Here is a 23,473-nt window from a genome sequence, read left to right as displayed (position 1 = left end):
CTACGCCGCGGGCCGCGTCAAAAAGCCCTCGTGCTCCCTGGTGAATCGCTCGACAAGCCGCGCGGCGACCGCGCGCGATGGTACGAGCGGGTTCAGCGAAAGGACGTCCGCGGCGAGATCGCGGTCGCCCGTGCGGGCGCATAGGCAGGTCAGGTTTTCGTACGCCTTCACGCGCGTCAGCAATTTCGCAAATCCCGCATCCATCCCGCGCGGCGCGGGCGCCGGCGTCAACGTCCCGTCGAACACGTCGTACGACAGCTCCGCCACGTCCGAATGCGCGAAAAACGGAATCGCGCCGCCGTTGCGATAGTTCAGAACGATCCGCGCCGGCGCGTCGGCCGCGAGCGCGTCGATGAAATCAAGCGCCACGCCCGCGTATCCCTCGCCGGTCACGTGGAGCTTTTCCTCGGGCCGCGCTTTTTGCGCCGTTTCCTTCCACGCGTAGTCCATGTACGTCTCGTGCCGCGAGCGCAGCACCGCGCGATGCAATTCGGTCAGTTCATCGAACGAACGCACGTTTGCGCCGTCGAACGCGCCGCCGAAAAATCGCTCGTTCATCGCAAGCACCTTCTCGCCGCGCGTCTTTTCCTCGCGCTTCAGGTGCGCGTACGCGGCGTCGGCGTAGAGGTAATAATAAAGGTATTCGTTCGGCAGCGCGCCAAGCCCCCGCAGGCGGCCTGGCTCGTAGAGCGCCAGGAACCGGCCGAGAAACGCGTCGTCTTCGATCAGGCGCGGCACGACATCCTCGCCGCCGATTTCGGCCTTCCACGCGAGGCTCAGGTGATTGAGGCCGAACACCGAAAGACGCACGTCACGCGGCGACGCGCCCAGATACGCCGCGGCGTCGCGCGCAAGCGCGTTGGCCGAATCGCAAATGCCGATCGCTCGCTCGTAACCGGCGTCGTGCAGCGCCTGCGTCACGATGCCCGCGGGGTTCGTGAAGTTCAAAAGCCACGCGCCGGGATTCGCGTCAAAGAGCCGGCGCGCCACGTCGAGCACCACGGGAATGCTGCGCAGCGCCATCGCGAATCCGCCCGCGCCGACGGTCTCCTGCCCGATGCAGCCTTCGTCAAGCGCGATACGCTCGTCCAGAATCCGCCCGCGCTCGAATCCCGCGCGCACGGTCGTCACGACGATGTCCGCGCCGGCGAGCGCCTCGTCGAGATCGGTCGTCACCGATAACGTGAGCGGCACGCCTGATCGCTCGATGAGCCCGCGCGCCATCGGCTCGATGATCGAAAGCCGGCGCGGCTGGATGTCGTGCAGCGTCACGCGGTCGATAACGCGCGTTTTCTTCTGGCGCGCGAGCACCGATTCGACGAAAAGCGGCGTGCGGATGCCGCCGCCGCCGACGATCGCAAGATGCATCCCCATGGGCTCGTTTCCTTCCCGCGCGTGAAAAATATCTGACCGCGCGCGCGAGAGAATGCGTCCGTGAATTCATCAAATCAAGGGGTCGCGGTAACGAGACAGACGGGGGAAACGTGGGGGGTATCACTCGTTTTTGCGCGCACACCGTTTATTAAATAGATTGGCTGTCCGGCGCCGCGCCGCGGCTGCGTCTTTTTTTCGCGAATATCCGTTTCGATGAGAGGAGGATTTTTATGGCATTTGCCGTCAAGGACTGCGCCCTCATTTCCCTGGCGACCGGCAGGCGCGCGCAAAACCTGCGCGAGCTTGGCCTGTACCTGGCGGATATCGATGAGGGCTCGCTCTATCACCATTTCTGGCATGGCCTTTTACGCCCGCGTTTCGAGGATCCCGAATACCAGAACGATTTCGCGAGCTGGGCGCGCTATGGGCTGAACGACCGAAGACTTGCCGAGCGGTTCGCCGTCATCGATCCGACCTCTTTCAGCAGCATGGAGGATTTGCGGCGCGAGACGCTCGAAATCATCGAGGGCCGGCTCGACGAATCCGAACACGTTCCGTGGTCCAAGGGCGACCAGGCCTTTCACTTCATCCGGTCGCAGATCGTCGTGTTCAGTACGACGCACGCGTTCGAGACGCCGGCGGATTTGGCGAGATTCATTCCGCAGCTTTCGACCGGCAGCGTGTTCTATCACGTCATCGACGCGCGCCGCCGCAACACCGGACGATATGACGACTTCTCGCTTTGGCTCGAGAGTTTCGGCGCCGAATGCGAGGACGTTGTTCATGAGCTGCGTGCGATCGATCCGTTTTTTTCCTCGCTCACCGAACTGCGCGACAAAATCGCATCCGTGATGGCGCGGCATACGGATGGAGGCGCGAAATGACGAACGTCTCGAAAACCCCCATGCTCGATTCCTACGCGACCATCGCCGGCCCGGGCGTGATCGACGAGCTTCGCCAGCTCGCGCGCGCCATGCCGGGCGCCAGCGTCTTGCACGTCAACTCCACGAAATCCGGAGGCGGCGTCGCCGAGATCCTCAACCGGCTGATTCCGCTCAAGCGCGAACTCGGCATCGAGGCGGAGTGGGAGGTCGTGCTTGGCGAGGCCGCGTTCTACGATTGCACGAAGGCGTTTCACAACACGTTGCAGGGCGATGCGATCGACATCCCCGAGCGCCTTTTGCGCTCCTACGAGGAGACGAACAAGCTGAACGCCGACCGCCTGCGCGACAAAATCGCGAAGGCCGACATCGTCTTCATCCACGATCCGCAGCCCGCCGCGCTCATCGAGCATTTCCCGGACCTGAAAAACAAATGGATCTGGCGCTGCCACATCGACGTGTCGCGCCCGTATCGCCCCGTGTGGAAATACCTGCGCAAATACGTCGAGCGCTATCACGCGAGCATCTGGCACATGCCGGATTTCGTGCGTCCGATGAATCATCCACAGTATCTTGTTCCGCCGTCCATCGATCCGCTCGCGGAAAAGAACATCGAACTGCCCGAGTCCGAGCTCGACGAGGTCTGCAGGAGATTCGGCCTGGACCGTTCGCGCCCGATCGTCGTACAGGTTTCGCGCTTTGACCGCTTCAAGGATCCCATCGGCGTCATCCAGGCGTATCGCCTCGCCAAGCCGTACGTGCCGCTGCAACTCGTTCTCGCCGGCGGCACCGCGACCGACGATCCGGAAGGGCAGGTGGTTCTCGAACAGGTGACGGCCGCGGCAGCGGAGGACAAGGACATCAAGATCCTCGCGCTGCCGCCGGATGCGCACCGCGACATCAACGCGCTGCAACGCGCGGCGCAAATCGTGTTGCAAAAATCGACCAAGGAGGGCTTCGGACTCACGGTCACCGAGGCGATGTGGAAACGAAAGCCGGTAATCGGCGGCAACGTCGGCGGCATCCGCCTGCAAATCACCGATCATCACACGGGATTTCTCGTCGCCACGCCCGAAGGCGCCGCGCACCGCATCCGCTACCTGCTCAAGGAAACGGAAAAGCGCGAGGCGATGGGCGAAAAGGCGCACCGCTTCGTCAAAGAGAATTTCCTGTTGACGCGCCATCTTCGCGAATATCTGACACTCATCGTCGGCGTCATGACCGGCAACAAGGAGCGGATCGAGCTGAAGTAAGTGACGAATGACGCTCGATGCGCGGTGGTATGACGTCAGTGCCGCGATGTCAGGGCCGCAAACGCAGCGCAGCGGAGTGCGCGGTCGGCACCGCCCCGGCATCGCCGCGCGTCTGCTGCGAGGTCCGCCGCGATGTCAGGGCCGCAAACGAAGCGAAGCGGAGTGCGCGGTCGGCACCGCCCCGGCATCGCCGCGCGTCTGCTGCGAGGTCCGCCGCGATGTCAGGGCCGCAAACGCAGCGAAGCGGAGTGCGCGGTCGGCACCGCCCCGGCATCGCCGCGCGTCTTCCTTTATTCACCCGCCAAACGCAACACATGCACGCGCTGCTTCCCGAAACGCAACACGCATCGGTCGCCTTCGAAATCCGCCTCGGTGATCGTCGCTGTCGCGTCCGTCACCGCGCACTCGTTGACGCGCAATCCACCCTGCGCGGCCTTGCGCCGGGCTTCTCCCTTGCTCGTGACAAGCCCTGCCGCGACAAAGGCATCGGCAATCGTGTATCCGTCGGCAAGCGTCGCCCGCGAAATATCCGTTGTCGGGACGGAAGAGATGTCCACGTTTTTGCCTTTGCCGTAAAACGCTGCCTTCGCCGCTTCTTCCGCGTCGCGTGCCGCATCCTCGCCATGCACGAGCGCGGTCACCTCGAACGCCAGCCGCCGGTGAGCGACGCGATCGCCCGGATTCTTCTCGTGTGCGGTGCTGACCCTGGCCAGATCTTCGCCATCCACCTCCGTGAACATCAGCAGGTAGCGCATCACGTCGCGGTCGTCGGTCTTCAGCCAGAATTGGTAGAAATCGAACGGGCTCGTCATCGCCGCGTCGAGCCACACGTTGCCCTGCCCGTCGTCGCTCTTGCCGAACTTCGTGCCGTCCGAGCGCGTTACGAGCGGCGCGGTGATGCCGTAGGCCCCCTTGCCGGTGATCGTGCGAATCAGGTCCGTCCCGGCGGTGATGTTCCCCCACTGATCTGACCCGCCGACCTGCAACCGGCAATTGTCGGCGAGGAACATGTGGTAGAAATCGTACGATTGCAAAAGCTGATACGAGAACTCGGTGAAGCTGATGCCCTCATGCCGGTCAAGCCGCCGCCGCACCGACTCGCGCGCCACCATGTCCTGCACGCGAAAGTGCTTGCCCACGTCGCGCAGAAAATCGATCAGGGACAGGGACGAGAGCCAATCGAAATTGTCGCGCATGAGAGCGCCGCCCGGCGCATCGTCAAAACGCAGGAAGCGCGAAAGCTGCTCGCGAACGCGCTCGCCGCGCGCCGCGATGATCTCGCGCGTCTGAAGCTGCCGCTCGATCTCGCGTCCCGAGGGATCGCCGATCATCGCTGTCCCGCCACCGACAAGCGCGATCGGCTGATGTCCGAACGCCTGGAACCGGCGCAGCATGATGATGATCGCGAGGTTTCCGACGTGCAGCGACTCGGCCGTCGGATCGAAGCCCGCGTAGAGCGTGAAGCGCTCGGCGGCGAGCAAGGCGTCAAGCTCCGGGTGCGTCTGATCGGCAATGTGCCCGCGCCGTTTCAGATATGTGAGGACACTTTCGGTCATTCTGCTTTTTCACCCGCGCGGACCAACCCGCGCACCCCCCCCCGCTACGAGCGGGGCGGCGATTACGGCCCGGACGCCGCATCGATCACGCGCGAACCTGCCGGCGACGCAACCTACGCGCCGCGCGAAAGCGCTGTCAAGAATCGCGCGCGGCGTCAAGCTCGCGGTTGTACGGATCGGAAAGCCCCGCGTCGCGCTCATACAGCCCGCGGCGCAGGATCACGGTCGCGATCGTTTCGCCGAGGATGCGAATGTCGAGCCCAAGCCCGCGGTTGTCCGCGTAGAGCACGTCGGCCTCGAGCTTTTCGGCCCACGGAAGATCGTTGCGCCCGCGCACCTGGGCAAGGCCCGTCAGCCCGGGTGGCACGCGCAGGCGGCGGCTCTCGCGCGCATCGAATCGCTCGGCGTGCGCGGGCAAGGCGGGGCGCGGCCCCACAAGGCGCATCGATCCGGCCGCGACGTTGAATAGCTGCGGTAATTCATCGAGCGATCCGTCGCGCAACAGGCGCCCGACGCGCGTGATGCGTTCGTCGTTCGCGGACACGTTCAACCCCAGCCCGCGCGTCTCGGCGTCCGCGACCATCGTGCGGAATTTCCACATGCGAAAGCGGCGCCCGCCGTGGCCGACGCGCTCGGGCCGATAAAAAACAGCGCCGCCGTCCTCAAGGCGGATCGCGACGGCGATCGCGATAAAAAGCGGCGAGACGAGCGCCAATCCGGCGATCGCGGCGGCTCGATGCCACAGCGCGCGGATCGAAAACGCACCGGCCTCGCGCGGCGTTTCGGATGCGCGCGCCAGAAGCGCCATCATCGCGCCCGCCAGCCGTTCGCGCGAGAAACTCTCGCGCGCGATGCGGACGGCCGCCGCCCGCATGGCCGCGGTGCGCGCCGGATCGTTCGCGAGATTCGCGATCGTTCGCGCCGCCTCCTCTGGTTTTCCGTGCGGCACGAATACGCCCGCGCCGCCGTCTTCCACGATTTCGCGCATCCAACCCGGCGTGTTCACCATCTGCGGCACGCCGCAGGCCAGGTAGTCGAACAACTTGTTCGGGCTGTTCGTTTCGAGCACCGGCCTCGGCGCGAAGCACGTGACACCAAGATCGGACGCGGCAATGAGCCGCGCGGTCTCCCGGCGCGTTCGCGCGCCCGCGAAACGCACGTTGGCCAGCACCTCGCGCGTCACGGTCGCCTCGAGCGCCGCGTGCTCCGAACCGTCGCCGACGATCAGAAAACGCACGCGCGAAAGGTCCGCGTCGCGCGCGGCGCGCGCGGTCGCGAGCAGATCGCCGACATCGTTGGCCGGGCCGAGCGTTCCCGCGTAGATGACGACAAACGCGTCGCCGTCAAATCCGAACTCGCGGCGCATACCCGCGCGATCGACCCGGGCCGGCGCCAAATCCAGGTCGCACCCGTTCGGGATCATCGCGACGCGCGCCGGATCCACGCCCGCGTCGACGATTCCCTCGCGCATGCCCGGCGAAAGCGCGTTGACGAGCACCGCGCGGCGATAGATCCAGCGTTCGAGCGCCGTCAGCACGCCGATCGCGGCGCGCCCGCGGATGACCCCCATCTCGATCGGCGCCCGCGGCCAGAGATCGCGCACCTCGAACACGAAGGGGATGCCGCGCAGCATCGAGATGAGGGCGCCGGTCACGCCGACCGAAAGCGGCGTGCTGCTGGCGAACACGGCGTCATGCCGGCCAAGCACGAGCCCCGCCACGGTGGACGCGATCATGAACAGCACGAACGAAACCGCGCGGCGCACGTACGACATCCGCTGCGCGTAGCCGATGCGCAGGCTCACGACGTCGATGCCCTCGACGCGCGTGCGCTCGACGAATCGCCGCTGCGTCGCCAGATGCGAATAATCGCTCGCCGACGTGATGACCGTGACGCGCCAGCCCGCCGCCGCGAAGCGGCGAGCGAACTCGTAGCCGCGCGTGCCCGAACGGCCGGCGCGCGTCGAAAAATACTGGTCGATGTAAAGAAGGCGCATCTACACGCCGATCGCGAGCGCGGCCGCAAGCACGCGTTCGGGGACGACATCGTGCAGGCACGGGCGCTCGGGATGGATGCAGCCCGGCCAGCTCCCGAGTCCGTAACACGGAACGCATGCGCGCTCGGCGATCACCGCTGCGCCGTTTCGCCACGGCTTCGATCGATCCGCGCGGCTCGGCCCGTAAATCGCGACCGTGGGGACCCCGGCCGCGGCGGCCAGGTTCATGATCCCGGAGTCGTTCGCGATCATCAGATCGCAAAACGCAAGCATGCCGAGCGCGTCGTTCAGGTCGCCCCAGCCGTCCATCGCGAGGATCGGCGTGCGGCACAACATGGACAAACGCTTGCCCGCGCCGCGCTCGTTCGGGCCGTCGAACACGATCGTCGCGCGGCCGTCTCTTTCGTAAATCGATTCGGCAAGCGCGGCGAAATGCGCCTCCGGCCAACGTTTTTCGACAAAGTCCTCGTCGCTTCCCGGATGCATCGCGACGTAGCGCGCCTTGTCATCGAAGCCGTTGTCGTTCAGAAATCGCGCGGCGTGTTCGACCTGCCCCATCAGCGGATTGAGCGGCGGCCACGCGGCGTCGATGTCGGTATCAAGGCCGAGCACGCGGGCGATCTCGGCGTTTTGCTCCAGGTCGTGCGCCCCGTGCCGATAGCGGCCGCGGCTTGTCAGAAGGCGCTCACCCCATCCGAATTCGGGATGCGCGACGCCGATTCGCCGGGGGATGAACGCCGCCAGGGCGAAGAGCACGGATCGCGTGCCGGACGGAAACGTGAAAACGGCGCTCTCGAATCGCGCGCGGCGAACCTCGTGCCGCAGGCGCAGCATACCCGCCACGCCCGCGAATCGCCGGCCGTTGGCGGCATACGCCACCGCGATATCGGACTGCTCGCGCAAGAGCGCGGCGACGCGCGGTGAACGCACGAGCATCGCCACCGGCTCGCCGTCGCGCCGCGCGAGCGCGGATGCGAGCGGCAGCGCCAGCAGCGCGTTACCGAGTCCCTGAAGGCTGACGATGAGTGTACGCGTCATGGGCGGCCCGATAGGTGGCGATATGTCCACGGGCCATGCCTTCTTGCCCGAAAGCCCGCGCGCGGGCAAGGCCGCGGCGAACGAGATCGTCGCGCTTTACGCTGTCGCTCACGATTCGCGCGATCGCCACCGCGAGATCGCGATCGTCGCCCGCGCGCACGACAAGGCCCGCGTCGCCCGCGATCTCGGGAAGACTCCCCGCGTCGGAAACGACGACCGGCACGCCGCAGGCCATCGCCTCGACGACCGGCAGGCCATAACCCTCGGCCAGGCTCGGCAGCGCGACGAGGCGCGCGCCGCGGTAGAGATGCACGAGATCCGCGTCCGTCACGGCGCCCGCGAGCACGATGCGCGCGTCGATCGCAAGCCATGCGCGATCCCGTTCCGACAGGGCGGCGGCGTTACCGGCGAGCACGAGGCGCGTGTCCTCGGATACACCGCCGGATGAACGTGCGGCGGCGAACGCCCGCGCGAGACCAAGCTCGTTTTTTTGCCGGCCGAGTTCGCCGACGAAAAGAATGTACGGCGCATCCGGGATGCCCGCGCGGCGCAACGCCTCGGCATCCGGCGCGCCCGGCGAAAAGCATGCGTCGGGCGGAATCATGTGCACGTCGATGATGTCTCGCGACATGCCAAGCCGCGCGGCGATATCCTCGCGGCTCGCGTTCGAGGTGGTGACGATGCGCGTCATCCCGCTCGCGCCGCCGTAGCGAAGGCGCGTGCGCAGCACCGCGCGCAGCGCCGAGCCGCGCGTCGCGCGGCGATACGCCGCCGTCAGGCGCGAAAGGTCAAATAGCGTCAGCACGCTTGCCGCGCGGCGCACGGGCGCGGGTTCGAGCGAGAAATGCACGACGTCGTATCGCGGCACAAGGCGGCGCACGAACCGGCGGCGCGAAATCTCCCGCGCGATCGGCCCCGCGAACGTAAGGAGAGGCGCGCTCCGATAGCGCGCGTCCGGCAGCGACTCAAACGGATTGTCGCCGAACCCGAAGGCGTCAAACGCGATCTCGCCGTGCTCGACGAGCGCGCCCACAAGCAGGTGAACGTAGCGCGCCGCGCCGGTCATGCCGGCCGGGGGGATGGCGGTCGCGTCGATCAACACGCGAATCGGCGCATCTTTCGCGCTCATCGCGCCGTCCCCATCGCGCGCAAGGCCGCGTCCGCGACGGCGTCGGCGTCGATCCCCGTCATGCACGGATGTCCCGCCACGACGCACGCGCGCAGTCCGCACGGCGCGCAGCGGACGTCATTCGTAAGGACGATGGCGCCGGCGGGCGCCCAGCGCGCGGCGACGTTCGTGCCGCTCATGAGCGATACCGCCGGCGTGCCGACAAAAGGCGCGATGTGCCCGGGCGCGGAGTCCGTGCAAACAAGCGCGTCCGCGCGGCGGATCACCGCGACAAGCTCCGCGGCCGTCGTGCGTCCGACAAGATTCGTCGTATCCGGGATCTCCCGGGCGAGCCGCGCCGCGTCCGCCGCGTGCCGCGCGTCGCCGATCAACACGATCCGCGCGCCCGCGCCGGTCAACCGGCTCGCGAATTGCGCGGCGGCGTCGTGCGTCCAGGCTTTCGCGCTCGTGCCGGCGAACGGATGAAATGCCACGAGTGGCGCGTCGGCCGGCAGCGTGTCCGTGATCGCCAGAGCGCGCGTATCGACCGGCGCGCGAAAGTTGTCGGCGACGACCGCGCCAAGCGCCTCGGCCACGCGTGCCAGATTCGACGCTTCGGGTTCGTCCGGCCCGGGCGGCGCGACGGCGAACGCCGCGCGTGTTCCGAATCGGCGGTGCGTGAATGTCGCGAGACGCCGCGATACCAGCGACAAAAGGGCGATGTCGCGAAAATCGTGGCGCAGGTTGACGACAAGCGTAAACCGCCCGCGCATGACGCGCGCCAGATAGCGCGCGGCGTGACCGGGCCGGCGCCACCACCACGGCCCGCCGACAAGGATGTACGCATCGGCCGGCGCGAGCGCGTCGAGGAAGGGCGCGGCGCCCGCATCGAGCGCGGCGGTGATGTGCGCGCGCGCGAATCGGCGGCGAATCGCGTCAACAACGGGCGCAGCAAGGACGATGTCGCCCGCGTGATCGGGCTTGTGGATGAGGATGCGTTCGAAGGCGGAGTCGTCGAGCGGGTCGGAGGTCATGGCGCGTCAGGCCGCCTTCGCCACAGGTTCGATTTCCGCGGACGCGGCTTCGGCCCGGCGGATGCGCCGTATCGCGGCGGTGAGCGCAAAGAGAATGAAAACGAGGTGCGAGGTGTGGTGCGGCTTGAAAAGAAACGAGTCGAACAGCGACGCGCCGACGAAAAACACGTACACGAGCAGAAGGCCAAGCGCGATCGACTTGAGTTCGGGGTCGACGGCGTACTTCCAGTTTTCATAGTGCAACCGCCACATCCGCCGAAGGAACATGGCGAAGATGCCGAATCCGACAAGGCCGGTGCCGGTGAGCAGATCGACGTACATATTGTGCGGCGAACCGTATAGCGGCACCCAGCCTTCCTCGATCGAATAGCGGCCGTAGTTGTAAGCGTAGTTGTTGTAACCGACGCCGAGCAGCGGCTGATCGAGCATGACGTTCGCGGCGGACATCCATCGCGTGATGCGCGCCTGGCCGGAGGAGCGCGAGACCTCGACGAGCACATTCACCTTTTGCTCGACATCGAGAATCGAAAAAAGATTCGTCATGCCGAACAAAAGGAGCGCGACGACGAGAATCAGCGCGACGGAAACTTTCTTGAACGACAGGCGGCCCAGGAACATCAGCATCGTCAGGCCGAGGAGCACGCCGACCCACGTGCCGCGATTGAAGGTCATCACCAGGCAAGAGGTGAGCACGGAAATCAGCGCGACATAGGCGAGGCGGATGTGGCGCGCGCCCGATCGCCGGGGGAACGTGGCGGCGAGAGCCAGCGCGATCGCGAAATACAGGCCCGAAAAGCTGGTCGATCCCATGATCGAAATCATGCGTAGAATTTTGGTCTTGTAGAAAAGATACGCCGGTTTCATCGTGAGGATGTAATAAAAAAACGGGCTCTCGGTCAGGTAGATGTACCAGCTTATCGCGGCCATCGGCACCGAAAGCAGGATGATCGCGCGGATCGCCGTGCGGATGTTCGCCGGCGTGCGCGCGGTGTCGAGCACGGCGAAAAAAAGCAGCACGAGCATCGCGAGGCGCATGAGATCCTTGACGATCATCATGAGCGTGCCTGGCGAGATCATGACGACCTTCACGAGCGAGAGGACCGCCAGGCCAAGAAACGCGAGCAGGTAATTCGCCGCGGGCTCGTCGCGCGGAATGATCGGCCGCCGCTCGACGATGCAGCGCGCCAGAAGCGCCGTGAACGCACCGACGACGAACGCATCCTCGATCGAAACGGCCCACGGCCCCGGAATGTCGAGGCCGAAATTCGGTATGCACATCGCCAGCGGCGCGATCCACATCATCGCCGCGGGACGGAAAAACAGCATGTACGCGCCCGCCGCGCCGACGAGCGTCAGCGGCAGTCCGATGGATTGGTCCGCGACGGCCTTTCCGGTCGCCCACGACAAAATGATAACGACGGCGACGGCGATGACGGCCTTTGTGTCGCGGTGCATCGCCGCGCGGCGCGCGAAATCGCCGAACGCCTCACTCATCGCCGTTCGACTCCCGTACGCCCGGCGGATCGCTCGCCGCCGGCTCACCGAGCAAATCGCGCCACACGCCGACAAGGTGCGCCGCGATCGCGCCGTCGGAGTATTTCGCCATCACGCGCTCGCGGCCGGCGGCGGCGCATCGGGCGCGCCAGGGGGCGTTATCGCGCAACTCGACAAGCCGCGCGGCGAGCGCGCCCGCGTCGCCCTGCGAAAAGATCGCCCCCGCGTCGCCGACGATCTCGGGAATCGCGCCGCCGTCGCTGCCGACGACGGGCACGCCCGCGGCCATCGCCTCGATCAGCACGTGGCCGAACTGTTCGCGCCAACCCCGCGTGTCGCGGCTCGCGAGCACGAACGCGTCGCATCCCTTGATGTACGCCGGCACCTCGGCGTGCGTCACCGCGCCGACAAACCGGGCCCGTTCGCCAAGCCCGTGCCGCGCGGCGCGCGCCTGAAGCGCCTCGCGCTGGGCACCGTCGCCGACGATGACGATCGCGGCGGCCTCGCCGAGCATTGCCACCGCGTCGATGACATCGGCGACGCCCTTTTTGGGATCGAGCCGCGCGGCGACGCCGACGACGAACACGCCGGGTTCAAAAAGGCGCCGTGCCTCCGTGGCGTCGATCGCCGCCGCGTTGACGCCCACTTGCGCGACGACCGACGCCGCGCCGCGATAGCCGTCCGCGCGCGCGGCGGCAAGCGCGGATGACGACCCGCAGAACAGGTGATCGATGTCGCGATAATTCGCGCGCTGCGCGAGCCGCCGGCGCGAAAGCCCGTGCGGAATGTTTTCCCAGACAAACTGCGTCACGCGCGCGCCGCTCGCGCGGGCGATGTCGATCGTCTGCCTCGCGGCGCGGCTTCCCGCTTCCGTCTCGACATGCACGAGGTCGGGCTGAAATCCTGCGACAGCCTCTTTTAGCGCGTCGTCGAGAAACCGCCAGCCGTACACGTCACCCGCGTCGACGACGGCCAGCGACACGCCGATCGGATGGTCGCCGTGCTCAAATTCGCGCGGGCCGAAATCCGGCTCCGGCCACGCGGCGGGCGCCAGGTACACGAACCCGTCGCACGCGTCGGCGATCGGCGCGAGCTTGCCGCGATTCGCGTCGAGGATGTACGTGTGCCCGATGAGCGCGATCCTCACGGCGCGACCTGATCGTAGATTTCCATGTACCGCTCGGCGATGCGCTCCCACGCGTATCGGTGGCCAAGGTCGTCGGAGGCGGACTGCCGTTTGGCGACCGTGTTCTCGCGCAGGTTCGGCAGCACGTTGCGCAAGGTGGCCGCGAGCGATTCGGCGCTCGCCTCGCCGGCGATGTGCGGGGACCCGACGATCGCCATCACCTCCGGAAGCGAACCGACCGGCGTGCAGACGACGATCGCGCCGCACGCCGCGGCCTCGATAACGGGCAGGCCGAAGTTTTCCTGCGCGCGCGTCGGCATGACGAACACGTCGCACACGCGATACAGGTCGGCGAGCGTCGCGTCGTCCACCGCGCCGAGAAACGAGATGTGGTTGGCCACGTTCGCGCGCACCGCGTGGTATTCGAGCGCCTTGCGCTCCGGGCCGTCGCCCGCGACGATCGCGCGCGTGGGCATGCCGCCCTCGCGCAGCTTGCCGATCGTCTCGATGAACAGGTCCACGCCCGTGCGGCGCACCAGCCGCCGCGCGGTGACGACAAGCGGCTGCTTGCGTCCGACGCCGTAGCGCTTTCGCACTTCGTCCGCGGGCGCGAAGTGGAACAGCGCGGGGTCGATGCCGCCGGGGATTTTCACCGCGCGCGGCACGGCCTCGGGGCACAGCTCGGCAAGCTCATTAAGGCTGAAGTCCGAGAGCGCGACGACCATCGCCGCGCCCGCCAGCAGTCCGCGCTGCATGCGCCCCTGCGCGGACATCTGCGCGCGAAAATACAGCGAGCGCACGTTACGCTGGGCGAGCCGGTCCTCGACCTCCGCGCGAAACTCCTTGGCCCACGGACCGTAAAATCCCGCCACGTACGGAATGCCCGCGGCCGAAAGCGCGGCCGCCGGACCGACGCCCGAAAGCGTCAGATGGATGTGCGCGATGTCCGGGCGATCCTCGGCGATGATCCGTTGCGCAAGCAGGAACGCCTGCTTGCGGTGAGATGCGTACACGATGGGCGTGACGCGCGTCGCGGGTTTGTACCGGCGCACGCGCACGCCGTCGATCGTCTCTTCGAGCGGGCGGCCAGCCACGGCGCGCGCGATCAGCGTGACGCGGCGATCCGCGGCAACGAGCGCGCGGGCAAGCTCGCGGCAAACGCGTTCGACGCCGCCCGTTTCCGGCGCCCAGGCGTCGGTGACGAAAAGGATGTGCCGCGCCGTCACACGTACCATTCGCGGCAGACGTCGCACGGGTCCATGCGGTCCCAGTGGCCGTTCACGTGCATCCGCCGATACGCCTGCCAGCGCGGCGAATTCCAGATGTCGGCGATCGTGCGGCCGCCTTCGAGCGTATCGACCGCGAGCTTGTAGAACACGTCCTTGCAACACACGGTGACGCGCCCGTCCCACGAGATCGACACGTCCTTCCACAGCATGCGGCAGGCGTATCGTTCGACCGGCTCGCGCGAAGCGTCGAGGCGCACGTCGGTGACCAGGCCGCCGAAGGTGTCGACTTCCTTGATGAGTACCTCGTCGCCTTCGCCAAGCAAGGGCTCCCACGCCGCGCAGAATTCGTCGAGTTCGTCTTTGGTTTGCGGCATGGCGAGAATCTGAAGCGTTACGACCGGCTTGCGCACGCCGAGCTCGCGCTTGATCTCGAGGAGCTGCCGCGTGTTGTCCATGACGCGGTCGAAATCCGCGCCGACGCGGATGGCCTCGTAGGTGTTCTTCGATGCGCCGTCCAGGCTGATGATGACGCGGCCGAGCGCGCCGTCGGCCACAAGGCGCCGCGCGCGCTTTTCGGTGAGCGTCGTGCCGTTCGTGCTGACATAGAGATTCGGAATGCCGGCCTCGTGCGCGATGCGGACGAAGTCCTCGAACCCCGGGTGCAACAGCGGCTCGCCAAGGCCCATGATGGCGACGTTCTCGAGCAGCAGCTTGTGCCGCGCGATCTCGTCGATGACGCGGCAGAACATCGCCTCGCTCATCAAGCCCTGCTCGCGCTCCATCGTGGGATGCGGGCACATGACGCACGCCAGGTTGCAGCGGTTGGTGATCTCGATGTGCACCGCCTGCGGAAACTCGAGCAGGCGAAACGGATCGCGCCGGCGCAGCGCGCGCCGCGTCACGGCGCCGGCAAGCTCCACGACGGGGCGGTGCCGCCACTCGGCCACGCGGCGCAGTTGCCCCGCGACGCCCGGCTCGGTGGTGTTGGAAAAGACCTTGATGCGGCCTTTCGTGGTTCTGCGTTCGCTCACGGGTGATGTTCCTTGCCGGCGCCTTGGCCCGATTCGTCCTTCTTGACCGACAGCGTCGCCTCGATGTCTCGCGCGGGGAAAAGGTGCGCGAGATAGAACTCGTAGAAATCGATTTTAGCATTAGCAAGCCATGCGACGCCAAGCATGCGGAACACCCGCGAAAAGGTGACGCGGCGCGTCGCAATCGCGAAGCGTCCCGGCGCGCCGAGCGGCGCCATGTCGTGGTGATGTTCGAACAGCCAGCTTCGCGCGACGGCCAGGCGCGACGCGGGCCGCCACGGCGGCGCGTCGGCCACGAATTCCAGGAAGCGCGCGGAAAAGGTGTGGCGGTGCGTGGGGTCCAGATACGCGCAGCGGTTCGAGAAATGCGGCGTGACGATCTCCACCGTCGCGCCGTTCGCCGCCACGCGATGCACCTCGTCGAAAAAGCCGATCACGTCGTCCACGTGTTCGATCACGTGGCGGATCACGATGCGGTCGTACGCGCCCGATTCGATCGGCCACGGCCGGATCGCCAGGTCGTGGACGAGGTCAACGCCCGGCAGCGCGCGACGATCGACGCCGAACGCGCCCGGCGCCTTGCCCGGCCCGCATCCGAGATCGAGGATACGCGGATGTTCGTCGTGCCCGGTCATCATCCCGCCCACGCCTGCATTAGCGTTCGCGCGTCGCGTCGCATCGTTTTTCCTTCCATTGCGTACAACAGCGCCGCGTAGACAACGGCAAACGCGCCGCCCTTCACGAAAAGGATGGCGATCGCCGAGGACGGCGCAACCGCGGCGAGCGAGCCGTAGGCCGCCGCCGTCGCGACGGCCGCGGCTACGAACGCCGGCGCGAAAACCGACGCCGCTTCAAATTCGATGAAACGCGGCATCACGCGATACGCCTTGACGACCCCCGCCGCCATCGCCAAACCCACGGCGACGGCCGCGCCTTTCGCGCCGAAAAGGTACACCGCCGGCGGGCAAAGCGCGATCACAACGACGGCTTGCAGCACGAGGATCCGGCTGGAAACGTCAGGCCGGCCGACGGCCGTAAACAGCTCGCCGCAGTCGTCATACAGCGGACGCAGGCACGCGTAAATGAGCAGCAGGCGGACAATCGGCACCATCGGCCGCCACGTATCGCCGAACACGAGCGGCACGGCCTCGGGCGCGACGACGGCGAGCCCAACGCCCATCGGCGTCGTGAAGGTGACGACAAAACGCAAAACCTGCGTGAACGCGAGGGACAACCGCGCGCGGTCGTCCTGCACGCGCGCGTAAAGCGGAAACGCGACGCGCGCGACGATGTGCGTCACCATCGCGGTCGGAAAGCAGGCGAGCGCGTACGCGCGCGCGTAGTAACCGAGCGCCTCGGCGGAATCGAGACTGCCGACGAGAAAATCGTCGAATTGAAGAGAGACGAATGTCGCCATGCCGGCGATCCACATCGGCGCGCCGAATCGCAGATACCAGCGCGCGGTCGCCAAGTCGGGTACGCGACCGGGCATCGGCGGCGCGAGACGCCACGAGCCCGCCGCCTGGATCAGCCACGCGATCGCCTGCTTGCCGAGAAGCGCTCCCAGGCCCGCGCCAAGGGCCGCCAGGGCGATCGCCGCGAGGTTCGAGACGACGATGACCACGACATCAAGGCGCACGAGCCGCGCGAAGTCGAGCTCCTTTTCGAGCAATAGACGCGCGGTCTGGCTCGCATTTTCAAGGATCGCGAAGATCGCGAGCACGATGAACGCGGTCGCGGTCGCGTCGTCGTAGCGAAGCGCGAGCGCGGGGCGCGCGGCGATCGCGGCGGCGATCACGATGAGCGCGACGGCGACGTGCAACGCCAGGTGCGTCGGCGCGGCGCGCTCCGGCTCTTGTTGGCGATGGATGAACGCGTGGTTGAAACCGAAGCCGAAAAGCTTACGCACGAGTGTCAGGAAAAACATCGCGAGCGCGAGCTGACCGAACGCCTCGGGCGCGATAAGGCGCATGAGCGCGATGTTGGCGAGGAAGTTCAGAATCTGCCGCGCCCACGCGCCGCCCGCCACCCACGCCACGCCGCGCACCGCGCGCGTCTTGAGTCTCACGTGCGCGCCTCGCGGGAAAAGACGCGCCGGTAGTGGCGCTGCCCGCCGGCCGCGCGCCAGTCCGCAAGCAGGTGCCAGAAGGGAGCGGCGACAAGCGCGGCAATGTCGATTTGAGGAAAGCGGCGCCGCATGGCCGGAATACGGCGCGCGTCCGCGAGGGCGCGGGCCACCGGAGCGAGGTACGCGCGAGCCAGCGATTGGGCGCGCGGCGAACGGTCGCCATCCGCAAAACGCACGGCGCTGCCGCGATGAAAAAACGTCCGTAAAAAAGTGCGCGGCGTGTCGATCTTGAGGTGCGTCGTTTCGATGTCGCGCGTGCGCAAAAGGCGGCAGCCCTTCACGAGCAGGCGGCGGGTCAGGTCCGCGTCCGCGCCGTGGACGTAGCGCTCGTCAAAGCCGCCGGCGCGCGCGAGCGCATCCGCGCGGACCGCCATGTTGTTGCCGTTCAGGCAAAAGCGCGTGTAAGCGCCTTCAAGGACGAAGTCGCGCTCGAACTCGTGAAGGTAACGCAGCACCTTCGCGGTCTCGATCGCCGTCCACGCCGATGGGAGGAGATTCCCGCCGACGCCGTCGTATCCTTCGTCGATTTTTTCGATGAGCCGGTCGGCCCAATCGGGCCCGACGACGCAATCCGCATCGGTGAACAGGATGATTTCGCCTTTCGCCTCGGCGATGCCGGCATTCAGCGCGGCGGCGCGGCCGCGCGCCTCGCGCCGCAACACACGCGCGCCCGCGGCCTCGGCGATGCCCGCGGAGCCGTCCGTGCTGCCGTCGTCGACGAGGATGACCTCGACGGGCATGGCGAGATCGTTAATCGACGCGAGGCACCGGGGAAGCCACGCGGCCGCGTTCCGGCACGCGATCACCAGGGACGCGCGCATGCGTGGGCCGGGGCGATCAGCCCGCGCCGAGGGCGCGGATGGACTCTTGCGCGGCGCGCGCGATGGCCGGATTCGAATGATGGACAAACTTCTTGAGAAGCGAGGGGGTGTCCGCGTCGCCCATGCGGCCAAGCGCGACGATGCCCGCCTGCACGATGGCGTCGTTGGGCTTTTGAAAAAAGCCGCGCAGGCCGCCGCCGCGCTTGAGCAAGGCGCGAATGGCGGGCGCCGCGGATGCGTCGCCGATCTGCCCGAGCGCCTGCACGATGGCGATCGCGCGATCGTCGTTCGATCCGTCGGCGAGGTCCGCGAGCGCCGCGACCAGGGGCGCAACCGCCTCGCGATTCCGGGCTTGGGCGAAGTGCGCGATCAGAACGCTGCGCAGCGGATCGGGCTGGCTCGCGTATGTCGCGGCCAGCGCGGCGTCGGCCTCGCCGCCGCCCGCGCGCGCGAGCATCGAGATCGCCGCGCGGCGCACACGCTCGTCCTGGTGCGTCAGGAACGGGACCACCTGCGCGATACCGCCTGTCGCCCCGATATCCGCCAGAAGCGACAGGATGTTGCGGCTGAAATACCACGGCTGGTCGGGCGTAAGTCGCGCCAGCAGGGCGGGCACGACCGGCAGGCCCATGCGGGCCAGCAGCGCCATGCACTTTTTCCGCACGCGCATGTCGTCGCTGTCCTTCAGCAGCGTCAGCACGGCCGACGCGACCGCCCCCGGCGCAAGCTGCCCGAGCAGCGCGGCGGCCTGATCGCTTTCCGCGTCGTTTTGCGCCTGGAATACGCGCACCAGCGTCGCGATAACCTCGGCGTCCTTCCCGACGCGATCGATCGCCTGCCCCATGATGCCGCCGCGCGCGGGATCGGCCGTTTCATCGCGCAAGCGGCGGAACGCGCGCAGCAGATTCGTCACGACGGCGAAATCGCCAAGCTCCACGAGGCGCTTGGAATCGGAAACCATCGTCGCGAGGATGCGCGCGAAAAGCTGGGGGTCTTCCTCGCGGCGCAACTGTTTCATCAGATGCCCGTAGCCGTCGTTCAACAGATCGGGCCGCGACAGGGAGCCGAGTTCCTGGTGCATGCGCACGAACGCCATCACGGTGTTGCCGCGCACCTCGGCGTCGTCGCTTGCGAAGTTCGACGCGATGCGCTCGATGAGCTTGCGCAGGATGTCGACGCGCTTTTGCTCGACAAGGCGCTTGGCGAGCTCGCCGAAGCCGTCGAGAAAATCGTCGTCCAGAAGGCGCGCGGACTCCTGGGCGAACAGGCGCTTCATTTTGAGGACAAGAAGTCCCTCGGGCGTTCGCCCCTCGCGCGAGAGCAGGCGTACCATGCTCACGGCGCGCTGCGCCTTGTCGGCGATATCCGTGCGCTGGCTGGCGCGCGCGAGCTGGATGATTTTTTTGAGCGTGCTCTCGGACTCGTCGATCTCCTCGGCCGTGAAGTTGAAGTCTTCAGGCGCGAGCCCGTCGATGAGACGGTAGTACTTCGCGATGAGGTGATCGATGACCAGCGAACGCTTCTTCGTGGAGATCTGCCCGAGGATCTCGCCCTTCAAATCCACGTCGCCGGAGTCCGAGATGCGCCGCGAGAGCATCTTGGCGAGCGTGAGGCCCTTGAAATTCGTCACGATGCGCAAGAAATCGTTCAGCAGCTTGGCGCGAATCGTCGGGTTCTCGAAACGGAAAATGGACTCGGCCATCTCCGAGAACGTGTTGACGATCTGCTGCACCCGCGCGTCCGCGATCGTTTCGCGCGACGTCATCGGCGAGACGCCGTCGATCGTGCGCGGCGGCTCGGGAAGCTCGTCGGACCCGGCGGCCTGCTCGAAGGTGCGCGCGAGAATCGGGCCGATTTTCTCGAAGTCGATCTTCTTCGCGTTTTTCAGCTTGTCGTAATCGATCTTCGCCTTGAGCGCCTCGACCTGCTCGCCTTTCAGCCCGAGCTTGTCGAACGGCACTTGCGACATGATGTAGTTAACCATCGCGCTGTCGCGGACCTGATCGGGATCCAGGTCGTCGCCGAGCTGCGCGAGGCGATCCAGCTCGGCGATGTCCGCGATCGCCTGGCCCTTGTTCAGGACCACGAACACCTTCTCGTCGAGCGTGATGTCCCTGACGCCCGCGGCCGCGACGAGTTCGGAGATGCTGCCCCGGCGTTTCAGGTCGTCCGGCTTGTCGCCGAAGACGCCGAGAAACGCGAGGATCTGCTTTTCGTCGAGGCCCTTGCTGAAAGTCAGCGAGCGTACGTTGCGCGCGATGAGCGACTCGATGAAGGTGCGCACGTAAGCGCGCGACTGGATTTTGTCCGAGAGCACGTCGCCGTCGACGAGGATCATCTTCTCGGATTCGGCGACCGTGAAGGACTCCTTGACGTCAAAGAGCTTGCGCAGCGTTTCGACGCAACGCTCAAGCGCCATGGAGATGATGGCCGAGCCCGTCGGATAGCGCTTGATGTTCACGACGGTGCCGCCGATCGCCTGCACAAAGTCGCAGACGACCTCGACCATGGCCGGGTCGTGCGTGAGGCCCCGTCCGTCCGTTGGATCTTGCGTCATCGTGTGAAAAGTCCCCGAATTTCCAGGCAGAAAATTTTAGGAATCCGCGGGCGCGGCGTCAATGTCGGCGACGGGCATGCCTTCTTGCGCGCCGGCGGGCGCAAGATCGTACAGCGATTCGTAGAACCGCCGCGTCGAAAGCACCTTTTTCACGTAGCGGTTCGTCTCGCGATACGGGATTTCCTCGATGAAGATCTCCGGCGTCAGGTCTTTTTTATTGCGGAACCATTTGCCGACCACGTCCGGCCCGGCATTGTAGCTGGCGATCGCGCACGGAACGCACCCCTCGAACCGGTCGAGCATCGCGCGCAGATACCAGGTGCCGTAGCGGATGTTCGTTTCCGGATCGTAGAGGACATCCTCGTCGAACGTCTCGCCGTTCGCGCCGGCGATTTCGGCCCCGGTGCGCGGCACGATTTGCATGAGTCCGACGGCATTCGCCGGCGAGACGACGTGCGGCTTCATGGCGCTTTCGTTGTAGATGACGGCGTACACGAGCCCGGGCGGCAGGCCGCGCCGGCCGGCCCAGTAGCGGACCGCGTGTTCGTACGCGAGCGGATAGAGCAGGGCGTAATAGTTCGCGCGCAGGTCGCCCGCGCTCTCGCGCAGGTGGGCGTAGATGCCGTTGGCGCTCGCGCCGACGAAACGCATCGTCTCGCTGTAGCGGCCGGACGAATGCCACAAACGCGCCATCAGGTGTTGCTCGTCCCGGGATTCGAGTTCAGACGCGTCGGGAAATTCGCCCGCCACGCGCGCGGCCTCGGCCATCCGCCCGTGGCTCGCCAGATATTGCGCGCGTTCGGCGGTTTTGCGCAGACGCGCCGGCAACCGGGACGGATCGATGGCCGGCAGCCCGTACGGGCGGATGAGCCCGCCGTCGATGCCGTCGTCCGGCGCGCGCGCGATCTTGCCATGCGCCGTCAGGCGTTCGCCGGCGCGCTGGCCGTAATAGGTGCGCGGCCGGCGATTGATCTCGCGCCAGTCGGCGATCGCCTCGCGCGTCCGTCCCCGAAGATCGAGCACAGCCGCGCGCCAGTAGTGATAGCGATCCAGGTCGGACGAGCGGCGGAACGCGCGCGTCATCGAGGCAAGCAACGCATCGGCCTTGGCGAGCTTGCCCGCGCGAAGCGCCGTCCAGGCGTGCAGCCAGGTGAGGTATTCCGTCTGCGTTCCCGCCGGGCGGCGCAGGCGGTTTTCGAGATACTCGTGCGCGCGCGAATAGTTGTTGTCCTCCAGGTCGAGCAGCGCGATCTGGTAGCGCGCGGCGGGGCCGTAGCCGCTTCCGGGAAAGCGCCGCAGCACCGTCTCGAACGAGATCCGGCTGGCCGCGTTGTCGCCAAGGCGCGTTTCGATCTTGCCGATGCGGTACGCCGCGTCGTCGGCGAGCGACCCGGCGCCTTGCGCGATCGGGCGCAGCGCCGCGAGCGCGGCGTCGTTGTCGTGGTTAGAAAACGCGGCCATGCCGAGGCGATAGCGGTCGTCGATGCCAAACGAGCCGGGCGCCGCCTGCTGCCGGGCCGCGAGGGCGCGCTGCGCGTGGCGGTATTCGCCATCCTTGAAAAACTTCGCGCCAAGCCGCGTGACGAGATCGCGATACCAGGCGGGCGCGTCCGCGCCGCCGGCAAGCGCATTCAACTCATCGAGCGCGGCGAGGGTGTATCGATCCGCGCGCCCGCCGGTGACGACGGCGCGCAGCCGCGCGATCGCGGAGGCCCGATCACCGGCGGCGGCGTATTCGCGCGCGGCGGCAAGGCCAAAGCGCGAATGATCGATCGAATTCGCGACATCGCCCGAAAGCTCCACAAATCGCCTCGCCGCTTCCTCGTGCCGGCCCGCGCGGGAGGAAAGGCGCGCGCGCCAGGCGGCGGCATCGTCGAAAAACGGCGCGGCCGGATGCCGCGCGGCGCCTTCGGTCACCGCCCCGATGGCGTCGGCAAAGCGCCCGGCGTCTTCAAGCGATTTGGCCGCCAGAAACGCGCACGCGTCGGCGACAAGCGGCAGATGATCCTCCGCGCGTCGAAACGCGAGGGCCGCGGATTCCGGATCGCCCGCGCGGCCAAGCGCAAGGCCCATCAGGAAATACGCGTCGCCCCGGTCGGCGGGGGGCGGGTCCTGCTGCAGGCGGTAATAAAGATGAAAGACGGCGAGCGTGTCCTTTCCGGCCAGGTACTCCTCGCGGATCGCGGGCATGTCGATCGCGGTGGGGAACAGCAAACCGGCGCTTGCCGGCGCGGCGACAAGAATCACGATCGCCGCCGTCAGGCTGAAAATGGCGCGCGCGCGTCTCACGGATACGCGGCGTATCACGTTGATATCCGGTCGCAACATCCGCGGGTGAAGGTATCACACCCCGGGGCGCGCACCAAAGAATGTTAAGGGCGCGTAAGCGGCATGGCGAAGCCGCACGGTGCGGCAGCGGTTTTTGCCGGTGCAAGCGTCAAGAACCTGTCGCTTAAGCCCCGCCGTGGCGACGATGTGGCGAAAGTTCGTCGCATCGGTTCATGTCCATCCGCGGAATGTCGGCGAGGCTCTTGTTTTCAGGCCGGTTTTTCTCGGTGAACGGATGCCGGATCTCTGGCACGGACCTTGCTCCTTTTTCGGGCCACGAATCCCACTCGCGCGAGGGATATTCATGGCCCAGAGCCCGGAGCCGCTTCGACGCATGGAGACGATGGACGTCGTCTGCCCCCATTGTCAGGCGCACTTTCAGGTCGATCCGAACATGCCCGCCGATCAACCGGCGCGCGCGCTGCACGCGGCGGACGAATTCGTCGAAGCAGGCGGGACGCCCGCGCTCCCGGCGGGTGCGCAAGTCGAAGCAGGCGGGACGCCCGCGCTCCCGGCGGT

At 66.8% G+C, this 23,473-nt stretch carries 18 protein-coding genes; 3 read left to right on the top strand and 15 right to left on the bottom strand.

The window, feature by feature from the left end; genetic code table 11:
- Complete coding sequence (locus tag K8I61_03915; GenBank protein ID MBZ0271157.1) at positions 1 to 1,374, bottom strand: 6-phospho-beta-glucosidase; 1,374 nt, start codon at positions 1,372 to 1,374, stop codon at positions 1 to 3.
- Between the two features lie 230 nt (positions 1,375 to 1,604).
- On the opposite strand from K8I61_03915, the gene K8I61_03910 reads away from it, so the two are divergent.
- Together K8I61_03910 and K8I61_03905 are read left to right on the top strand one after the other, a co-directional pair.
- Entirely contained in the window at positions 1,605 to 2,258 is a 654-nt protein-coding gene (locus K8I61_03910; GenBank protein MBZ0271156.1) for a DUF5752 family protein, read from the top strand.
- Between the two features lie 20 nt (positions 2,259 to 2,278).
- Positions 2,279 to 3,508, top strand: coding sequence for a glycosyltransferase (locus K8I61_03905; GenBank protein ID MBZ0271155.1), 1,230 nt, complete (start codon positions 2,279 to 2,281; stop codon positions 3,506 to 3,508).
- A 290-nt stretch (positions 3,509 to 3,798) separates the two neighbouring features.
- Here K8I61_03905 and tyrS read toward each other — a convergent pair whose 3' ends face one another.
- From tyrS to K8I61_03835, 14 genes are all read right to left on the bottom strand, one after another.
- Positions 3,799 to 5,064, bottom strand: coding sequence for a tyrosine--tRNA ligase (gene tyrS / locus K8I61_03900; GenBank protein ID MBZ0271154.1), 1,266 nt, complete (start codon positions 5,062 to 5,064; stop codon positions 3,799 to 3,801).
- Positions 5,065 to 5,200: 136 nt separating this feature from the next.
- Positions 5,201 to 7,060, bottom strand: coding sequence for a sugar transferase (locus tag K8I61_03895; protein ID MBZ0271153.1), 1,860 nt, complete (start codon positions 7,058 to 7,060; stop codon positions 5,201 to 5,203).
- Positions 7,061 to 8,098 carry a glycosyltransferase family 9 protein gene (locus K8I61_03890; GenBank protein ID MBZ0271152.1) on the bottom strand — a complete coding sequence of 346 codons (1,038 nt, stop codon included), beginning with the start codon at positions 8,096 to 8,098 and terminating at the stop codon, positions 7,061 to 7,063.
- Entirely contained in the window at positions 8,058 to 9,227 is a 1,170-nt protein-coding gene (locus K8I61_03885) for a glycosyltransferase family 4 protein (GenBank protein MBZ0271151.1), read from the bottom strand. Before K8I61_03885 ends, K8I61_03890 begins: the two co-directional genes overlap by 41 nt.
- Positions 9,224 to 10,240 (bottom strand): glycosyltransferase family 9 protein, encoded by a 1,017-nt coding sequence (locus tag K8I61_03880; GenBank protein ID MBZ0271150.1) that lies wholly within the window; start codon positions 10,238 to 10,240, stop codon positions 9,224 to 9,226. The genes K8I61_03885 and K8I61_03880 overlap by 4 nt, the downstream gene beginning before the upstream one ends.
- Positions 10,241 to 10,246: 6 nt before the next feature.
- Positions 10,247 to 11,734 (bottom strand): O-antigen ligase family protein, encoded by a 1,488-nt coding sequence (locus K8I61_03875; protein ID MBZ0271149.1) that lies wholly within the window; start codon positions 11,732 to 11,734, stop codon positions 10,247 to 10,249.
- Entirely contained in the window at positions 11,727 to 12,881 is a 1,155-nt protein-coding gene (locus tag K8I61_03870) for a glycosyltransferase (GenBank protein MBZ0271148.1), read from the bottom strand. The genes K8I61_03875 and K8I61_03870 overlap by 8 nt, the downstream gene beginning before the upstream one ends.
- Complete coding sequence (locus tag K8I61_03865) at positions 12,878 to 14,086, bottom strand: glycosyltransferase family 4 protein (GenBank protein ID MBZ0271147.1); 1,209 nt, start codon at positions 14,084 to 14,086, stop codon at positions 12,878 to 12,880. The genes K8I61_03870 and K8I61_03865 overlap by 4 nt, the downstream gene beginning before the upstream one ends.
- Positions 14,083 to 15,120: a radical SAM protein gene (locus K8I61_03860; GenBank protein MBZ0271146.1), complete on the bottom strand. Its 1,038-nt coding sequence runs from the start codon at positions 15,118 to 15,120 to the stop codon at positions 14,083 to 14,085. Before K8I61_03860 ends, K8I61_03865 begins: the two co-directional genes overlap by 4 nt.
- A complete protein-coding gene (locus K8I61_03855; GenBank protein ID MBZ0271145.1) occupies positions 15,117 to 15,758 on the bottom strand; it encodes a class I SAM-dependent methyltransferase in 642 nt (213 codons plus the stop codon). The genes K8I61_03860 and K8I61_03855 overlap by 4 nt, the downstream gene beginning before the upstream one ends.
- Positions 15,755 to 17,188: an oligosaccharide flippase family protein gene (locus K8I61_03850; protein MBZ0271144.1), complete on the bottom strand. Its 1,434-nt coding sequence runs from the start codon at positions 17,186 to 17,188 to the stop codon at positions 15,755 to 15,757. Before K8I61_03850 ends, K8I61_03855 begins: the two co-directional genes overlap by 4 nt.
- The gene (locus tag K8I61_03845) at positions 17,185 to 18,069 is read right to left on the bottom strand and encodes a glycosyltransferase (GenBank protein ID MBZ0271143.1); all 885 of its coding nucleotides are present in this window, start codon (positions 18,067 to 18,069) and stop codon (positions 17,185 to 17,187) included. Before K8I61_03845 ends, K8I61_03850 begins: the two co-directional genes overlap by 4 nt.
- A 16-nt stretch (positions 18,070 to 18,085) precedes the next feature.
- The gene (locus K8I61_03840; protein MBZ0271142.1) at positions 18,086 to 20,626 is read right to left on the bottom strand and encodes a HEAT repeat domain-containing protein; all 2,541 of its coding nucleotides are present in this window, start codon (positions 20,624 to 20,626) and stop codon (positions 18,086 to 18,088) included.
- Between the two features lie 36 nt (positions 20,627 to 20,662).
- A complete protein-coding gene (locus K8I61_03835; GenBank protein MBZ0271141.1) occupies positions 20,663 to 22,915 on the bottom strand; it encodes a transglycosylase SLT domain-containing protein in 2,253 nt (750 codons plus the stop codon).
- A gap of 343 nt (positions 22,916 to 23,258) precedes the next feature.
- Here K8I61_03835 and K8I61_03830 point away from each other — a divergent pair.
- On the top strand, positions 23,259 to 23,473 hold a 215-nt coding region (locus tag K8I61_03830; GenBank protein ID MBZ0271140.1), incomplete at its 3' end, for a zinc-ribbon domain-containing protein.

This window comes from bacterium, assembly GCA_019912885.1.
Taxonomy (GTDB): domain Bacteria; phylum Lernaellota; class Lernaellaia; order JACKCT01; family JACKCT01; genus JAIOHV01.
This window is presented reverse-complemented; position numbering and strand designations above follow the sequence as displayed.